Source organism: Pseudomonas sp. HMWF021 (assembly GCF_003061005.1).
GTDB lineage: Bacteria > Pseudomonadota > Gammaproteobacteria > Pseudomonadales > Pseudomonadaceae > Aquipseudomonas.
This window is the reverse complement of sequence record NZ_QAIK01000027.1, coordinates 115953-132715: the sequence shown is the minus strand read 5'-3', so window position 1 is coordinate 132715 and position 16763 is coordinate 115953. Positions and strand designations below refer to the sequence as shown.

Below are 16763 nucleotides of genomic sequence, written 5' to 3'. Positions count from 1 at the left end.
TCATGCCGGCGCTTGATTCAAAAAATAAGTACCCAGCAAATGCATAACAGGTACTATCAACACACAAACATACATCATGATTTTATGAAAACGTGACCGACGCAACTTTGAAAAGCAACCAAGGAAAGCAACCAAAAGACAAACGATTGCCAAAAGACCAAATAGATCACTATCTGCGACACTTGCAAAATAGTCTTGGATGGTCATTTATTAAACTCCAAAAAATTCCAGCGATAGAACAGGAATTTTTTCAAGAAGTCTTCAGCCATTGAGCCTGTACTCTCATTTCGGTACGTCCACCCTATACCTGACTTCGTGTAGTTGCCCTTTTCGATAGGCATCCCTGCGTAACCAGAGTTTTGAGGGTCAGCCATATTCGAGCCCAACCACTTTTGAACCGTGGTGAAAGGACGAACGCTTATGCCACCAGTGTTTCCCTGTCTGATTTCGATTTTCGAATCGCTGACAGCTATGGCAATTTGAATATGGTGCGCTATATCTTTTGGCCGATCTAAGGCTTGTGCGAGGATGTCCCCAGGCAGCAAAGCTTCAGCCGTTTCGATCGATGTTGTGTTAACGCCGACACGCTGCATATCTGGTGCACCATAAGTCAACATAACCATCTCGCAAAAACCATACATATGCGAAACGTAGCGATCATGCTCCGCAGCGGCATAGTTCTCCATATTCCGGTACGTTCTTACACCAGTTTTAAGTTTAACCGGCAACCCTCGCTTAGAAGCAAACTCACAGAGCAACCTTAGAGCAAAGTCCTCGCATGTGAATTTATTTCCTTTAATACCTCCATCTTTCGTCCAGTACTTCTCCACGATTAAGCGCTCTGCAATTTCAGGGGCTTCTTTGTGGTAATCCGCAATATGCGCTTCCGTCCAGAAATCTGTTGTTTTCCAAAAAACCTTATACGTAACTTTTTTTGGAGTTTTATCCGCCTTAGGCGTTAATGCTACTGAACGAGCCATTAACATCGACAACACTTCTGCACTCATACCACTGCCCCATCAGTAGCCGCATGAAAGTCGAAGGTTTCTCCTGCCTCTCCTCCGACCAACTGGGTTCTACCCATTGCGTCGCTCTGTCCAGTAATAACTTTCCCCTTAGCTGTTGTAATTTGATAGGGAATATCTTGAAGAGGATTTCCATCCTGATCTTCCATCACTACATGCTGCGTGTGGGAGAAAAGCATTAATGGCAACGGCGGCACAAACGGCGCCGGCGAGTGCGAATTACCGATAATCACCGTCCCGGAACCTGCCGTGACCTTGTTGCCGTGAGCACCAACCGAGCCTACGGTCGCAGCCGGTTTGCCATTGATCAGAACCGTGGTCGCCAGATCGCCAACCATCGCACCACCACACGCCGAGGCATCGCCTTGGCGGGCGGCCGCGAGGCCGTCGAAGAACACGTCGCCGGAACCGGCGGCGATCGGGTTGGTGCCGTGGCCTGGTAGTGGGCAAGCGGTGGGGTCGGATACGCGTGCTGCGGGTTTGCCAGACATCGGGAATCTCCTTAGGTGACCTTCACTTGACCGCTGCCATCCAGGCGCGCGGAAAAACTGACCTGACGCTTGAAACCCTCGACTTCCAGCAGGCCTTCGATGCTGAAGGCCAGCCGTAACTGGTCGTGGTCACGCGGCAGGGAAATGACACGCACGTTGCTCAGGCGCGGCTCGTAGGCTTCGATGAAGTTTTCGATGGCCAGACGGGCCTGACTCAGGGAGTCGTGAAGGCTCAGGCGCATGTCATTGAGATCGGGCAACCCGTAGTCGGCCAGCGTTTGCACGCTGCCGGCCCGGGTGCTGAGCATTTTGGCCAGATGGGCAGCCACTGACGCCATGGCACAAGCCTCGAGGCTGTTGCCCTTGCGTAGTTGCGCGTCGCCGTTGAGGCGCTCGAACAGGCTGCCGTATCCGTCCATGAGTCGCTCTTACTCTTTGTCCAGCTTGCCAACCAGCGACAGGGTGAAATCGGCACCCATGTACTTGAAGTGCGGACGCACGTTCAAGCTGACGCGGTACCAGCCCGGCTCGCCTTCAACGTCGCTGACGATCACTTGCGCAGCGCGCAGCGGACGACGGCCACGCACTTCGGCGCTCGGGTTTTCCTGGTCGGCGACGTACTGGCGAATCCACTTGTTCAGTTCCAGCTCGAGGTCGGTACGCTCTTTCCACGAACCGAGTTGCTCGCGCTGCAGCACTTTCAAGTAGTGAGCCAGGCGGTTGACGATCATCATGTACGGCAGTTGGGTGCCGAGCTTGTAGTTCAGCTCTGCCGCCTTGCCTTCTGCGCTGATGCCGAAGAACTTCGGTTTCTGCACCGAGCTGGCGGAGAAGAACGCCGCGTTGTCGGAGCCTTTGCGCATGGTCAGGGAAATGAAGCCTTCCTCTGCCAGTTCGTATTCACGACGGTCGGAAACCAGAACTTCCGTAGGAATCTTGGTTTCGATTTCGCCCATGCTTTCGAAGTGGTGCAGCGGCAGGTCTTCAACCGCGCCACCGCTCTGTGGGCCGATGATGTTCGGGCACCAGCGGAATTTGGCGAAGCTGTCGGTCAGTTTGGTGCCGAACGCGAAAGCGGTGTTGCCCCACAGGTAGTGCTCGTGGCTGTTGGCAACGGTTTCCTTGTACACGAACGACTTGACCGGGTTTTCTTCCGGATCGTACGGGTTGCGCAGCAGGAAACGCGGCACGGTCAGGCCAACGTAACGGGAGTCTTCCGAAGTACGGAAGCTCTGCCATTTGGCGAATTGCGGGCCTTCGAAGTGGTCTTTCAGATCTTTCAGATCCGGCAGGCCGGTGAAGCTTTCCAGACCGAAGAATTTCGGGCCGGCGGCGGCGATGAACGGCGCGTGGGACATGCAGGATACGCTGGCCACGTACTGCATCAGTTTCACGTCCGGCGAGCTTGGGGACATGAAGTAGTTGGCGATGATCGCGCCCACCGGCTGACCACCGAACTGGCCGTATTCAGCGGTGTAAATGTGCTTGTACAGGCCCGACTGCATGACTTCCGGCGAGTCTTCGAAATCGTCCAGCAGGTCTTCTTTGGAGACGTTGAGGATTTCGATCTTGATGTTTTCGCGGAAGTTGGTGCGGTCGACCAGCAACTGCAGGCCACGCCACGACGATTCCAGCGCCTGGAAATCCGGGTGGTGCAGGATTTCGTCCATCTGGCGGCTGAGCTTGGCATCGATCTCGGCGATCATGCGGTCAACCATGGCCTTCTTGACCGGCTCACCGTTGTTCTGCGGCTTGAGCAGTTCTTCGATGAACGCCGACACGCCACGCTTGGCGATGTCGTAGGCTTCGTCGTCCGGCGTCAGACGGGTTTCGGCGATGATGCTGTCGAGAATGCTGTATTCGCCGCTTTCGGCGCTCTTCTCTTGTGCTGCGCTAGTGCTCATTGTGTTGGCTTCCTTGGCTGGAGTCTCAGGCGTCCGGGGCTGCGGCGTTCAGGCCCAGCTCACCGAGTACGCGACCGCGGGATTCGTCGTCGGCGAGCACGCCTTCGATCGCTTTACGGAACGCAGGTGCGTTACCCAGCGGGCCTTTGAGGGCCACCAGCGCATCGCGCAGTTCCATCAGTTTTTTCAGCTCAGGCACTTGCTCGACCAGGCTGGCCGGGTTGAAGTCCTTCATCGAATTGACGCGCAGTTGCACAGCCAGCTCGTCGGCCTCGCCATCTTCCTGCAGACGGTTCGGCACGCTCAGCGTCAGACCCAGTTCCTGCTTGGCCAACACTTCGTCGAAGGTCACCTTGTCGATGCTGATCGGCTTGCGATCTTCGATTTTGCGATCGTCCTTGCGGTGGGTGTAGTCACCGATTGCCAGCAGCTTCAGCGGCAGTTCAATCTCTTCCTGAGCACCGCCGGTGGCGGGTTTGAAGGTGACGTTGATGCGTTCCTTGGGGGCTACCGAGCCTTCTTTGGCCATGGCTTTTCTCCTTGCGGTTGTGGCCCTGGGGCCTATTCGAGTACCACTTCGAGATCGAGGTGGCACAGCCTGCGATAAATCTCTTCCTTGCGTTCACGCACTGCATGGTTCTGCGGCAACAGCTCGCAGCAACTGTGCAGCAGGTGCAGCACTTCCAATGCAAGATCGGGCTCCCAGGCGTGCAGGCCTGAGTCCTGTAATGTCTGATCGAGGGTTTCGAGCTGGTTCTTGGCCAGTTCGTACTTCTTGGCCATGAAGCACAGCCGGGCCAGGGCGAACTGCCAAAAGAACCGCTCGCGGCCACCGTGGGCCGTTTGCAGCCCTTGCTTGAGGATTTGCACAGCAGGTTTCAGGCCTTCCTTGCGCAGCAGCGGCAGCACTTCCTGCAGGGCCTTCTCCCAGGCGGGCTGGGTCTCGGCGTCTTCGGTTTCAACCTTGCGCGGCGCGCTGGCGCTTTGCAGATGCGGCATGACATTGCCGGCGATCCACGCCCGGGTGGACGGATCGGCAAACGGCGCGCCGTCATGGAAACGACATTCGATGATGCCGGGCAGGCGCTGAACCAAAAGCGCGAAGTGGATTTCCACTTCGCGCATTGCCATCTCGGCGTTGAGGTTCTGGAGACATTCCCAGACCATCCTCTGGCCATCGAACCAGAACGGCGCCTTCGCCAGGCTCGCCTCCAGTTCCACCAGCAGGTCGGCGTATTTGCCCTGATCGAAGCGATCCTGGTACTGCTTGAGTTTGTCCACCGGCAGACCGCGCAACACGGTGATCTGCTCGGCGTTGCGCTCGGGCACCGCGTCGATCGGCAGCCACAGCAAGGTGCGGTTCAGACGCAGGGCGCGCAGGTCGGTGGCCTTTTGCTTGAGCCACCAGGCGCACAACGGACGCGCGCTTTCCTGCTGCGCGCGCAGGGCCTTGTAGGCGTCTTTTTCGTTGTCGATGGGTGCGCCGGGGGTGAGCAACTGGCTCGCAGCCTGCTTGACCTGCGCCACCGCCGCGCCCACCACGCCAGGGGCCGGCTGATTGTCGGCCGCACGCTGGATCATGGTTTTCAGGCGACGCGAGAGCGGCAACAGCAGCGGCGCGTCGTCGCCCAGGTGCTCGGTGCAGGCGGCATCGAGGCCGGCCAGGTGCTCCGACAACTGCCGGAACATCGGCAGCTGTTCCTTGATCGCAATGTTTTCGGTGAGTACCTGCTCCAGACGCGGCACCAGCCAGCCGATGGCGGCAGCCCGGGTGCGCGGTTTGAGCGGATGAACGTCGGCCCAGTGATTTTCCGACAGATGGTGCAGCAGACCGAGGCCGGCCAGCAGCCCGGGGAAGGATTCGCGCTGGTACAGCGACCAGGTCAGCCAGGCGCCGACACGCAGATCCTTGGATTGGGTACGCAGCAGGTTTTCACTGTTTTCGCGGATTTTCAGCCAGTCGATCTGCCCGCTTTCGTGCATCGACGAGGCTTTGGCCAGCTCGCTTTCCAGCGCCTCGAATTCGCTCGAGAAACGAACGTCTTCGCCCGCGAAATTCTCTTTGGAAACAGAGACTTTTGCGAGTTCGAGGTAATGGGCTGAAAGTTTGCTTGAGTAGGACATCCATGGCCTTTATTCAGGATTACGGTCATGCGCCTATTGGAGTTGCAGCGGCGCGGGACAGTATCGAAGAGCAGTACAGCGACTCATCCAATTGAGATGTGCTCTTTCAAGTGGGCGCATCGTAATCACTATGATGGCCACTAGCAAGCATCTGATTAAACAACAAGACGAAGTGTTCAGTGGGGTGTGTAGGAGATCGCCCTATATGTTGCAGGGGGATCCCTGATAGCGACTTATATTGCATACATTTGCCCTACCCCCGCAGAACCCTTGATCCAGAGCGGCCCGATCCAGCCTGAGCGCACCGGCCCGAACGTCCGCTGCATTACGCGGCGGCAAGCATGACAACTCTCGAAAAAAATAGAAGTAGGACTCTTCCGAAAATACAGTGGATTTCACAAACGAATTAGGGGCGACAACATTCAACAACAAAAGTGCCATCAAACTGATGGCATTTCATTTTTCTGAAACTTGCAGCACCTCGTAAATGCTGCACTTCAGTGCTAACTCAATAATTATCGAAGCACTTTCCTACAGCCATCTCCTTCAATCTGCACAACACTTTCAGCCCGGAATGCTCTGACAAATCACAGAGATACTTCTTACATCAATTTATTTCCTGCGTTGCTAGCTTGCCTTGGCAAATTCTTTTCGCGTGGCGATCAGGGAGGATCGAACACCGCGCATCGACTTACCGGCTTAAGGACAAGCGTATGTTCAGTACGGGCAGTTGCGCGCCTTTTTCTCTGCAGATTCCCGGAGTTCGTCACGACTTCAAGGTGCTCGCATTCGATGGCACTGAACGCATCAGCAGCCTGTACGCGATCCGCGTCGAGCTGGTCAGCGAACGAGCGGATATCGATCTGGAAGGTCTGCTGAGTCAGCCAGCGTTTTTGCAGTTCGGGTTCAGCAACGAGGGGATTCACGGGCGCATCGAAGATGTGGATGTTGGTGAATCAATCACCCCGCCGAAAACCTTATACGTGTGGTGCATCCTAATGTTTGAGAAATATTTCTCCTGCAGCGCTTTTTGCAGATTGTCGCTTGCACTGCTTTTGAGCGGGTGTACCTCAACTTCTGACCGCTCTTTGCCCTACGACGCATGGGCAGCACAGTTTTTCTCTCCTGACTACATGGATGTAGTGATTGAATCTACAGCGGCAGTAGATATAGATAACCGGCTATTCAGTAACGTCGGCAGCAGCGTCGCAGCACAACGCTATCCGAACCCGTACAGAAAAGGCATACCGAGCGAATTCAAAGGCCATCCTGCCGGGTGGCCCGAAGATCCTTGGGGGAAAGGTAGACCGACTTCAGGCGCAAACCTGCCCGAACGTATCTATGTCCGTTGGCAGTCTCTCGCTGAACCCCAAACCTACGAGGTCGTCATCAGGATTCCAGAGGCCACTCGAAAACTGATGCTTGAACGCGAGGAAATCTTTTGTGCGTTTGATGGAAAGGTCAAAACGCAATTCCGAAAATGGCTGGTAGTGGGACTGGCCCCGGGCGGTATTGCCAAGGTATGGGTTCGCGGACCATGCCTTCCGGGAGTCGAAGTTACACGCGTAAAAGGCATCGTCCACTCAAAGGGATCGAATAGCAGACTCAGAGACGGTAAATACTCTGCTCTACAGGAAGAATCCAAAGCCTACATCGAAAAATTCGGCATTCCCTATGGCTCGTGGTAATCACAATCCGCTTATCTCACCGGGGAACCCAAGCCATAACATAGGCAAATACTTATGCCTGGTTTTCGGATTTCTGCTCGCAGCTTTCACTCAAATCCATGCTCAAGCGAAAGACAAACCACCTTGGTTCCTTGGCTTTGGAGCACCAGACTATATGGAGGTCTGGATAGAAACAGCCGACGTGGTGGATATCCGGGAGCGAGTGTTTCAGCGCGCCGGATCGGGTATTGCATCAGTACAGAATCCCGTGGAGCACAAAGGCAACCCCGCAGGTTGGCCAGAAAACCCCGGAAGTGGCGCAGGGCGTGATGTCATCGGCGCCGACCTGCCCCGCTTGATCTACGTACGCTGGCAATCTCTGGCCGAACCTCAGACTTATGAAGCCTATATCGTCATCCCTGAATCAGCCCGGGAGATCATGCGCAAACCCGAAAAAGCGTTCTGCAACTTTGACTCGAAGTGGGTTACTGAATCGCGCAAAAACCTGGTAATTGGGCTGGCACCCGGCGGCATTGCCAAAGTATGGCTCACTGGAACATGCCTCAAGGCAATCGAGATTGCCCGGATCGTAGGCACCGTGAATAAAAAGGGTCCATACCAAGGAAAAAATGAAGGCCGCTATGCTCTGCCTCTTGAGCCGGAGTCCAGAGCCTACGTGGAAAAATTTGGAATTCCTTATGGCTCTTGGTAAGGACAGCCCGGTGATCACGCCGAGAAGCTCGACCCTTCGAATCAAGAAACTCACAAGCCTGTTTACAGGCCTTCTGCTGGCGGTTTGCACTCAAATTCATGCGCAAGCGAAAGACAAACTGCCCTGGTTCCTTGGCTTTGGAGCACCGGATTACATGGAGGTCTGGATTGAAACGGCCGACGTGGTGGATATCCGGGAGCGAGTGTTCCGACGCGCCGGAGCCGGAATTGCTTCGGTAAGAGTTCCGGCCGATAACAAAGGCACACCGGCAGGTTGGCCCAAAAACCCCGGAAGTGGCGCAGGGCGTGATGTCACCGGCGCTGACCTGCCCCGCTTGATCTACGTGCGCTGGCAGTCACTGGCCGAACCTCAGACCTATGAAGCCTATATCGTCATCCCCGAATCAGCCCGGGAGATCATGCGCAAGCCGGAGAAAGCTTTTTGCAGGGCTGATGGCAAATGGATTACCGATTACCGCGACGGCGTCGGAATCGGCTTGGCTCCCGGCGGCATTGTGAAGGTCTGGCTTGGAGGGCCTTGCCTCAAGTCTCTAGAGATTGCTCGGGTCGAAGGAAGTGTAGTGAAACAAGGCCCCTATCAAGGAAAAAACGGGGGGCGGTACGCGTTGCCTCTATCACCTGAATCAAAAACCTACATCGAAAAATTCGGCATCCCCTTCGGGAGCTGGTAAGGAGCTTTACCTCATGGAATTGAAACCCCTGCTTTTCGCAGCACTGATGTCGCTACCCGTCACCCAAGCGTCTGCAGACACCCTGCCACTGGACGGTCATTACTATCTGACCGGTGCAATGGAAATGGGCGCCGAATTGCTGCTGCGCAAGGACGGCACGTTTGATGCGGGCGTGGCGTATGGCAGTGCAGATGGTTTTGCCAAAGGCACCTGGCAGGTGGAGAACAACACCGTGACGCTGAAGAGCGAGACCAAAGCGGCGTCCAACAGCGATTTATCGGCCCTGTTTCAGGATCTGCAATTGGCGATCGAACCGAACTGCCTGGCCGTGGATTTCGGCAACGGCAAGGCCTGTTTCCGACGTCAGTAAGTCGATTGGCAGCCACAAAAAATGGGCACCCGACCGCAATCGGTGTGCCCATTTTTTATTGCAGTTCTCCCTGCTTGTCAGGGAGTTCGCCGCAATTTAAGGATTGACGCTGTCTTTCAACGACTTGCCTGGCTTGAATGCAACAGTGTTGCTGGCCTTGATTTTGACCGGCTCGCCGGTTTGCGGGTTTTTGCCGGTACGGGCGCCGCGGTGGCGCTGCAGGAAGGTGCCGAAGCCCACCAGCGTGACGCTGTCTTTGCGGTGCAGAGCGCCGGTGATTTCTTCGAGGACGGCGTTGAGAACGCGGTTGGCCTGTTCTTTGGTCAGATCTGCTTTTTCAGCGATTGCAGCGGCGAGTTCTGGTTTACGCATTAGTGAAGCCCCTTTGACGGTTTTTTGTTGTTATGTCCGTGCTGTTCTCGTTGGAACAGCGCCCAAGGCGCCGCAGGCTCTACTCTGCGGCAGACGGGAGTGAGAATGGCACGCCGATACCGGCTGCGCCAGTCTCCCCGCGACCTTTGTAGGGGCAAAAGCGGGGTGATTCCGACAGAACGACCGGTATTTACGCCAGCAGGGCCGGAAGCTGTTTGTTCAGGGCGAGTTTCTCCATCACCGCCGCGCCAGTCAGCGCATAGCCGAGCAACTGGCCATCGGCGCTGTGACACAGGGCCTTGATGTCGGCGCCCTGCCCTTCGACGGTCCAGACGCCTTCACGGCCCCGTGGCGGTGGCGAAACGACCAGCGGGCACACCGGCGTTTTTACGGTGATCGGCATCGCGCCATAGCTCACGGCCGTCGGATTGCCCGTCAGGGTTTGTGCCAGCGCACGCGCACAGCTCATGAGGGGCATCACGTACAAAAGATTCAGCCCATCGACCTCGGCGCAGTCGCCCAGGGCATAGATATTGGCGTGGGAAGTCTTCAGATGGCGGTCGACGACCACGCCACGGTTGACCTGCACGCCGGCAGCCGCCGCCAGATCGATACGCGGACGCAGGCCGATGGCCGACACCACCACGTCGCAGGCAATCACCTGACCGTCGGACAGATGCGCCTCCAGCCCGTCTGCGACTTTTTGCAGGCGGGTTAGCACCGGGCCGAGGTGGAAACGCGCGCCCAGGCTTTCCAGCCCGGCCTGCACGGCTGCCGCAGCAGCCGGGTGCAGCAGCATCGGCATCACTTGCTCGCACGGTGCAACCAGTTGCACCTCGTAGCCGCCGAGGATCAGGTCGTTGGCGAATTCGCAGCCGATCAGACCGGCGCCGAGCACCAGCACCCGGCGCTTGCCTTCGGCTGCTGCACGAAAACGCGCGTAGTCTTCGAGATCGTTGATCGGGAACACCCGATCTGCGCTATCACCTTCGATCGGCACGCGCACCGTTTCCGCGCCCCAGGCGAGGATCAGGTCGCGGTAGTACACCGCTTCTTCGCCGATCCACAGACGCTTGTGGCCGGCGTCGATGCCGCTGATGCGCGTATGGGTCCGCACTTCGGCCTTCAACTGCTCGGCCATGGTGCCCGGTTCAGCCATGCTCAGGCCGTCGGCATCCTTGTTCTTGCCGAAACCGGTGGAGAGCATCGGCTTGGAGTAAGAGCGCCCGTCATCGGCGGTAATCAGCAGCAGCGGGGTTTCGCTATCGAGTTTGCGAAACTCGCGAGCCAGGTTGTAACCCGCAAGTCCGGTGCCAACGATCACGACAGGTGCGTTCATGCCTTACTCCTTGTTTTTCTTAGTTGATTTCAATCATTTCAAAGTCCATTTTGCCGACGCCGCAGTCGGGGCACAGCCAGTCTTCCGGCACGTCCTGCCACAGGGTGCCCGGCGCGATGCCGTCATCCGGCCAGCCATCGGCTTCGTTGTAGATCAGGCCGCAGACGATGCATTGCCACTTTTTCATTCAGGTACTTCCTCAGGGTTCAGGCTTATTGTCGGCGCGGAGGGTCGATGGGATGCGCCGCCATCCGGCTCAGGGCGTTTTGTACTGAGGGTGCCGGGCAGATGCAAGCCTGTTCGGCGCAACGGCGACCCGGATCCATCAAATTCGCGGCACGCCATGTTAAGCTCGCCGCCTCATTTGCGGCCAATAATGACTCATTGTGCACCATTCAAATGCCTGCCCGGCCCCGCTCTGGCTGACTCAAAGCCGACTGACGCCCCTTCCCGATTCATTGACCCTGGACTGGTTGTTCGACGAAGGCTCGCTGACCCGCCGCCTGACGCGACTGTCGAACGACGGCTTCAGCGTCACGCCATTGTTCGAAGGCTGGGACACCCTGCGCAGCGACGAATGCGCGGCGCTGGCGCTGGCCGAGGGCAGCGAAGGCTGGGTGCGCGAGGTGTATCTGCGCGGGCATGGCGAGGCCTGGGTGTTCGCCCGCAGCGTGGCGTCCCGCGCCGCCCTGCAAGGCGACGGCTTGCACATGGATGAACTGGGCAGCCGTTCGCTGGGTGAACTGCTGTTTTGCGACCACGCCTTCCAGCGCCGCGCCATCGAGGTCTGTCACTACCCGCAGGACTGGCTGCCTTCAGAATGCCGCGCGCCGGAACTGTGGGGCCGCCGCTCGCGCTTCGACCGTGGCGCCTTGAGCGTGCTGGTGGCGGAGATATTCCTGCCGACCTTGTGGACCACCGCCCGCGCCCATCCGGAGAACTGCTGATGTACCAGAGCCTGCTCAAGTCCCTGAACCGCTTGAACCCGCGCGCCTGGGACTTCATTCAGCTGACCCGCATGGACAAGCCGATTGGCATTTACCTGCTACTGTGGCCGACGCTGTGGGCGCTATGGATTGCCGGCAAGGGTTCGCCATCGCTGGCCAACATCGTGATTTTCGTCCTTGGCGTGGTGCTGACCCGCGCCGGCGGCTGCGTGATCAACGACTGGGCCGACCGCAAGGTCGATGGCCACGTCAAACGCACCGCGCAACGGCCCTTGGCCAGCGGCAAGATCAGTTCGAAAGAGGCGCTGGTGTTCTTCGCGCTGCTGATGGGCGTGAGTTTCCTGCTGGTGCTGTGCACCAATGCGCCGACCATCTGGTTGTCGCTGGGCGGCCTGGCGCTGGCGTTCACCTACCCGTTCATGAAGCGCTACACCTATTACCCGCAAGTGGTGCTCGGCGCGGCGTTCTCGTGGGGCATGCCGATGGCATTCACCGCCGAGACCGGTGAGCTGCCGGCAGCGGCGTGGCTGCTGTGGATCGCCAATCTGCTGTGGACGGTGGGGTACGACACCTATTACGCGATGACTGACCGTGACGACGATCTGAAGATCGGCGTGAAATCCACGGCGATTCTGTTCGGTGATGCCGATCGGATAATCATCCTCACCCTGCAGGCGCTGTCGCTTGGCTGCCTGTTGCTGGCAGGCTCGAAGTTCGAGCTGGGCGTGTGGTTCCATCTCGGCTTGCTGGTGGCCGCTGGCTGTTACGCGTGGGAGTTCTGGTACACCCGCGATCGCGACCGGATGCGTTGCTTCAAGGCATTTCTGCACAACCACTGGGCCGGGTTGGCAATTTTTGTCGGGATTGTGCTGGATTACGCGTTGCGCTGATTGAAAAGATCGCAGCCTGCGGCAGCTCCTACAGGGTGTACACATTCCAGTGTAGGAACTGCCGAAGGCTGCGATCTTTTGCGTTACTTGGCCTTGGCGACGTGCCAGGCGCCGTCCATTTTGCCTTCACCGGTCATGTCACCGGCCTTCTTGTCCATCACGAACGTATACAGCGGTTTGCCCTCGTAGGCCCATTGCATCTTGCCGTCATCACGTTTGATTACCGTCCAGTCGCCCATGGACTTGTCACCCGCCGCAGCCATCAGCGGTGGCCAGTTTGCCGCGCACTTGTCGTTGCACATGGACTTGCCCGCAGAATCTTTGGCAAAGGTATACAGGGTCATGCCCTTGTGATCGGTAAACATGCCGTCCTTCTCCATCGCTGGCTCAGCAGCAAACGCCATGGTCGGTAAAGCAACGGCAGCAGCCAGCAGCAGAGCTTTGAAAGAAGCAGTCATTTGAGTCATGGAAACCTTCTTTTGTGGTTGTCAGGATTCGGACTTAGAGCTTAGTCCAGGATCCGGACAATCGCCGGGCGACTAAAATACTGTCACACGACTGCAATAATTCCGTTATCTAATGCGGCGCAAGACAGTTAAATGACAAGAGGATTAAGGCATGGTTGGCAGGAGCATTCTGATCGTCGACGACGAAGCGCCCATTCGCGAAATGATCGCCGTTGCGTTGGAAATGGCCGGCTATGACTGCCTCGAGGCGGAGAACTCGCAGCAGGCTCACGCCATCATCGTTGACCGCAAACCGGACCTGATCCTGCTTGACTGGATGCTGCCCGGCACCTCCGGCATCGAACTGGCCCGCCGTCTCAAGCGCGACGAGTTGACCGGGGACATCCCGATCATCATGCTCACCGCCAAGGGCGAAGAGGACAACAAGATCCAGGGTCTTGAAGTCGGCGCCGACGACTACATCACCAAACCGTTTTCCCCACGGGAACTGGTGGCCCGCCTCAAGGCTGTGCTGCGTCGCGCCGGCCCGACCGATGGCGAAGCGCCGATCGAAGTCGGCGGCCTGCTGCTCGACCCGATCAGCCACCGCGTGACCATCGACGGCCGTCCAGCCGAAATGGGCCCGACCGAATACCGTCTGCTGCAATTCTTCATGACCCACCAGGAACGCGCCTATACGCGCGGACAATTGCTGGATCAGGTCTGGGGCGGCAACGTCTATGTTGAAGAACGCACCGTCGACGTGCACATCCGGCGCCTGCGCAAGGCCCTCGGCGACGCCTACGAAAATCTGGTACAAACCGTGCGCGGCACCGGCTACCGGTTTTCCACCAAGGCCTGATCCGACCGCCAGACTCGCTGACAAGGACCGTATTTTCCGTGAATCAAAACTGGCATGGCACCCTGATTCGCCACATGCTGTTGCTGGTCACCGCCTGTCTGGTGATCGGACTGATCAGCGGCTATTACGGCTGGAGCCTCGCAGCAGGTCTGGGTATTTACCTGGCCTGGACGCTCAAGCAACTGCTGCGCCTGCACGAATGGCTGCGACTGCACCAACCCGATGAAGCACCGCCCGACGGCTATGGCCTGTGGGGCGAGGTGTTCGACAGCATCTACCACCTGCAGCGCCGCGACCAACGGGTGCGGGGGCGCCTGCAAGCGGTGATCGACCGGGTGCAGGAATCCACCGCCGCGCTGAAAGATGCGGTGATCATGCTCGACAGCGACGGCAACCTGGAATGGTGGAACCGCGCCGCCGAAACCCTGCTCGGCCTCAAGACCCCGCAAGACAGCGGCCAGCCGGTGACCAACCTGGTGCGCCATCCGCGCTTCAAGGAATATTTCGAGCAGGAAAGCTACGCCGAACCGCTGGAAATCCCCTCGCCGACCAATGATCGGGTGCGCATTCAGCTGTACCTCACCCGCTACGGCAATAACGAGCATCTGATGCTGGTGCGCGACGTCACGCGCATCCATCAGCTGGAACAGATGCGCAAAGACTTCATCGCCAACGTCTCCCACGAGTTGCGCACGCCGCTGACAGTGATCTGCGGCTACCTGGAAACCCTGCTCGATAATGTCGAGGAAGTGAACCCGCGCTGGAGCCGCGCGCTGCAGCAGATGCAACAACAGGGCGGGCGCATGCAGACGCTGCTCAACGACCTGCTGTTGCTGGCGAAACTGGAAGCCACCGACTATCCGTCGGACAACCAGCCGGTGCAGATCGATACCCTGCTGCAATCGATCAAGAGCGACGCCCAGCAGTTGTCCGGGCAGAAAAACCAGCACATCACCCTCGAAGCCGACGGCAAAATCCTGCTCAAGGGCAGCGAGGCGGAGCTGCGCAGTGCGTTTTCCAACCTGGTGTTCAACGCGGTGAAATACACCCCGGCCGAGGGCAATATCCGCATCCGCTGGTGGGGCGACGACCAGGGCGCACACCTGAGCGTGCAGGATTCGGGGATCGGCATCGACAGCAAGCACCTGCCGCGCCTGACCGAACGTTTCTACCGCGTCGACTCCAGTCGCAACTCCAACACCGGCGGCACCGGGTTGGGCCTGGCGATCGTCAAACACGTGTTGCTGCGCCACCGCGCGCGGATGGAGATCAGCAGCGTGCCCGGTCATGGCAGCACGTTCACCTGCCATTTCGCCCCGGCTCAGGTCGCTCAGGCGCGGGCGATCAGCGCTGCCGAGTGATACCGGCCAGCACGCGCCACTAGGCAATCGCCAAGTCAGCCGCTACATTGGCTGACTTGCGTCTGCCTTTCAGGCGCGATTTTTTCTCTCTTACGAATTACACGGAACCTGCAAAACTCCATCATGGACCCTTCCCCTGGCTTGTCCCTCGCTACGATATTCGCCGATTTCGGCATGATTCTTTTCGCTCTGATCCTGGTTTTGCTCAACGGCTTCTTCGTTGCGGCGGAATTCGCCATGGTCAAACTGCGCTCGACCCGGGTCGAGGCCATCGCCGACAAGAACGGCTGGCGCGGGCACATCCTGCGCACCGTACACAGTCAGCTCGATGCGTACCTCTCGGCGTGCCAGCTCGGTATCACCCTCGCCTCCCTCGGTCTGGGCTGGGTCGGTGAGCCGGCGTTCGCGCACATTCTCGAGCCGCTGCTGAGCGCGGTCGGCGTGCAGTCGCCGGAAGTGGTCAAAGGCATTTCGTTCTTTACCGCGTTCTTCATCATTTCCTACCTGCACATCGTGGTCGGTGAGCTGGCGCCCAAGTCGTGGGCGATCCGCAAACCCGAGCTGCTGTCGCTGTGGACCGCGGTGCCGCTGTACCTGTTCTACTGGGCGATGTACCCGGCGATCTACCTGCTCAACGCCAGCGCCAACGCGATTCTGCGCATCGCTGGCCAGGGCGAACCCGGCCCGCACCACGAACACCATTACAGCCGCGAAGAACTGAAACTGATCCTGCACTCCAGCCGTGGTCAGGACCCGAGCGACCAGGGCATGCGCGTGCTGGCCTCGGCGGTGGAGATGGGCGAACTGGAGGTGGTCGACTGGGCCAACTCCCGCGAAGACCTGATCACCCTGGAATTCAACGCGCCGCTGAAAGAAATCCTCGCGATGTTCCGTCGCCACAAGTTCAGCCGGTATCCGGTGTATGACAGCGAGCGCCAGGAGTTCGTCGGCCTGCTGCACATCAAGGACCTGCTGCTGGAACTGGCGGCGCTGGACCATATCCCGGAGTCGTTCAACCTGGCCGAGCTGACCCGCCCGCTGGAGCGCGTGTCGCGGCACATGCCGCTGTCGCAGCTGCTGGAGCAGTTCCGCAAGGGCGGCTCGCACTTCGCCGTGGTTGAAGAGGCCGACGGCAACATCATCGGCTATCTGACCATGGAAGACGTGCTGGAAGTGCTGGTCGGCGACATCCAGGACGAACACCGCAAGGCCGAGCGCGGGATCCTCGCGTACCAGCCGGGCAAGCTGTTGGTGCGTGGCGACACGCCGCTGTTCAAGGTTGAGCGCCTGCTCGGTATCGACCTGGATCACATCGAAGCCGAAACCCTCGCCGGTTTGGTCTACGAGACGCTCAAACGCGTGCCGGAAGAGGAAGAAGTGCTTGAAGTCGAAGGCCTGCGGATCATCATCAAGAAGATGAAAGGGCCGAAGATTGTGCTGGCGAAGGTGTTGATGCTGGATTGATGCGCGTCTGATGGGGGGCTTTTGTGGCGAGGGGATTTATCCCCGATGGAGGGCGCAGCCCTCCCAAAGCCAGCAAATGCGATTTGTCAGGTATGACC

20 protein-coding genes are annotated in these 16763 nt (G+C 58.4%); 9 read left to right on the top strand and 11 right to left on the bottom strand.

The annotated features are described in order from the left end of the window. The 7 genes from DBR18_RS02675 to tssA are packed head-to-tail and all read right to left on the bottom strand — an operon-like array spanning position 1 to position 5544. Complete coding sequence (locus DBR18_RS02675) at positions 1–207, bottom strand: hypothetical protein (protein ID WP_108589152.1); 207 nt, start codon at positions 205–207, stop codon at positions 1–3. After that, entirely contained in the window at positions 204–1007 is an 804-nt protein-coding gene (locus tag DBR18_RS02670) for a hypothetical protein (protein ID WP_108589151.1), read from the bottom strand. Before DBR18_RS02670 ends, DBR18_RS02675 begins: the two co-directional genes overlap by 4 nt. Then, positions 1004–1516, bottom strand: coding sequence for a PAAR domain-containing protein (locus tag DBR18_RS02665; RefSeq protein ID WP_108589150.1), 513 nt, complete (start codon positions 1514–1516; stop codon positions 1004–1006). Before DBR18_RS02665 ends, DBR18_RS02670 begins: the two co-directional genes overlap by 4 nt. An 11-nt stretch (positions 1517–1527) precedes the next feature. Then, positions 1528–1935 carry a type VI secretion system baseplate subunit TssE gene (gene tssE, locus DBR18_RS02660; RefSeq protein WP_007920274.1) on the bottom strand — a complete coding sequence of 136 codons (408 nt, stop codon included), beginning with the start codon at positions 1933–1935 and terminating at the stop codon, positions 1528–1530. Positions 1936–1944: 9 nt separating this feature from the next. Continuing rightward, entirely contained in the window at positions 1945–3420 is a 1476-nt protein-coding gene (gene tssC / locus DBR18_RS02655; protein ID WP_003229584.1) for a type VI secretion system contractile sheath large subunit, read from the bottom strand. A gap of 25 nt (positions 3421–3445) precedes the next feature. After that, a complete protein-coding gene (gene tssB, locus DBR18_RS02650; RefSeq protein ID WP_108589149.1) occupies positions 3446–3949 on the bottom strand; it encodes a type VI secretion system contractile sheath small subunit in 504 nt (167 codons plus the stop codon). Between the two features lie 32 nt (positions 3950–3981). Further along, a complete protein-coding gene (gene tssA, locus DBR18_RS02645) occupies positions 3982–5544 on the bottom strand; it encodes a type VI secretion system protein TssA (protein ID WP_108589148.1) in 1563 nt (520 codons plus the stop codon). A 713-nt stretch (positions 5545–6257) separates the two neighbouring features. Here tssA and DBR18_RS02640 point away from each other — a divergent pair. From DBR18_RS02640 to DBR18_RS02625, 4 genes are read left to right on the top strand one after another with little or no spacing between them, the layout of a single operon-like run. Continuing rightward, positions 6258–7232, top strand: coding sequence for a DUF2931 family protein (locus DBR18_RS02640; protein WP_371921061.1), 975 nt, complete (start codon positions 6258–6260; stop codon positions 7230–7232). Continuing rightward, entirely contained in the window at positions 7219–7923 is a 705-nt protein-coding gene (locus tag DBR18_RS02635) for a DUF2931 family protein (RefSeq protein WP_108589147.1), read from the top strand. Before DBR18_RS02640 ends, DBR18_RS02635 begins: the two co-directional genes overlap by 14 nt. Next, positions 7910–8614, top strand: coding sequence for a DUF2931 family protein (locus DBR18_RS02630; RefSeq protein WP_108589146.1), 705 nt, complete (start codon positions 7910–7912; stop codon positions 8612–8614). Before DBR18_RS02635 ends, DBR18_RS02630 begins: the two co-directional genes overlap by 14 nt. 13 nt (positions 8615–8627) lie before the next feature. Continuing rightward, complete coding sequence (locus tag DBR18_RS02625; protein ID WP_108589145.1) at positions 8628–8984, top strand: hypothetical protein; 357 nt, start codon at positions 8628–8630, stop codon at positions 8982–8984. A 96-nt stretch (positions 8985–9080) separates the two neighbouring features. Here the strand turns inward: DBR18_RS02625 and DBR18_RS02620 are convergent, their stop codons facing one another. The 3 genes from DBR18_RS02620 to DBR18_RS02610 form a co-directional block, all read right to left on the bottom strand. Next, complete coding sequence (locus DBR18_RS02620; protein ID WP_003213368.1) at positions 9081–9356, bottom strand: HU family DNA-binding protein; 276 nt, start codon at positions 9354–9356, stop codon at positions 9081–9083. A 190-nt stretch (positions 9357–9546) separates the two neighbouring features. Then, on the bottom strand, positions 9547–10695 hold the full coding sequence (locus DBR18_RS02615) for an NAD(P)/FAD-dependent oxidoreductase (RefSeq protein ID WP_108589144.1): 1149 nt from the start codon (positions 10693–10695) through the stop codon (positions 9547–9549). A gap of 19 nt (positions 10696–10714) precedes the next feature. Continuing rightward, positions 10715–10882 (bottom strand): rubredoxin, encoded by a 168-nt coding sequence (locus tag DBR18_RS02610; RefSeq protein ID WP_003437744.1) that lies wholly within the window; start codon positions 10880–10882, stop codon positions 10715–10717. 199 nt (positions 10883–11081) lie between these two features. Between DBR18_RS02610 and DBR18_RS02605 the strand changes: the two genes are divergently transcribed. Together DBR18_RS02605 and ubiA are read left to right on the top strand one after the other, a co-directional pair. Further along, positions 11082–11642 (top strand): chorismate lyase, encoded by a 561-nt coding sequence (locus tag DBR18_RS02605; protein WP_108589143.1) that lies wholly within the window; start codon positions 11082–11084, stop codon positions 11640–11642. Further along, the gene (gene ubiA / locus DBR18_RS02600; RefSeq protein WP_007962302.1) at positions 11642–12532 is read left to right on the top strand and encodes a 4-hydroxybenzoate octaprenyltransferase; all 891 of its coding nucleotides are present in this window, start codon (positions 11642–11644) and stop codon (positions 12530–12532) included. Before DBR18_RS02605 ends, ubiA begins: the two co-directional genes overlap by 1 nt. 83 nt (positions 12533–12615) lie before the next feature. Here ubiA and DBR18_RS02595 read toward each other — a convergent pair whose 3' ends face one another. Continuing rightward, on the bottom strand, positions 12616–12999 hold the full coding sequence (locus DBR18_RS02595; protein ID WP_108589142.1) for a hypothetical protein: 384 nt from the start codon (positions 12997–12999) through the stop codon (positions 12616–12618). 151 nt (positions 13000–13150) lie between these two features. Between DBR18_RS02595 and phoB the strand changes: the two genes are divergently transcribed. The 3 genes from phoB to DBR18_RS02580 all read left to right on the top strand — a co-directional run bounded on the left by phoB (position 13151) and on the right by DBR18_RS02580 (position 16665). Then, positions 13151–13840 (top strand): phosphate regulon transcriptional regulator PhoB, encoded by a 690-nt coding sequence (phoB, locus tag DBR18_RS02590; protein WP_003229608.1) that lies wholly within the window; start codon positions 13151–13153, stop codon positions 13838–13840. A 74-nt stretch (positions 13841–13914) separates the two neighbouring features. Continuing rightward, complete coding sequence (gene phoR, locus DBR18_RS02585) at positions 13915–15201, top strand: phosphate regulon sensor histidine kinase PhoR (protein WP_256588501.1); 1287 nt, start codon at positions 13915–13917, stop codon at positions 15199–15201. A gap of 123 nt (positions 15202–15324) precedes the next feature. After that, complete coding sequence (locus DBR18_RS02580) at positions 15325–16665, top strand: hemolysin family protein (protein ID WP_003229612.1); 1341 nt, start codon at positions 15325–15327, stop codon at positions 16663–16665. Positions 16666–16763 lie beyond the last annotated feature (98 nt).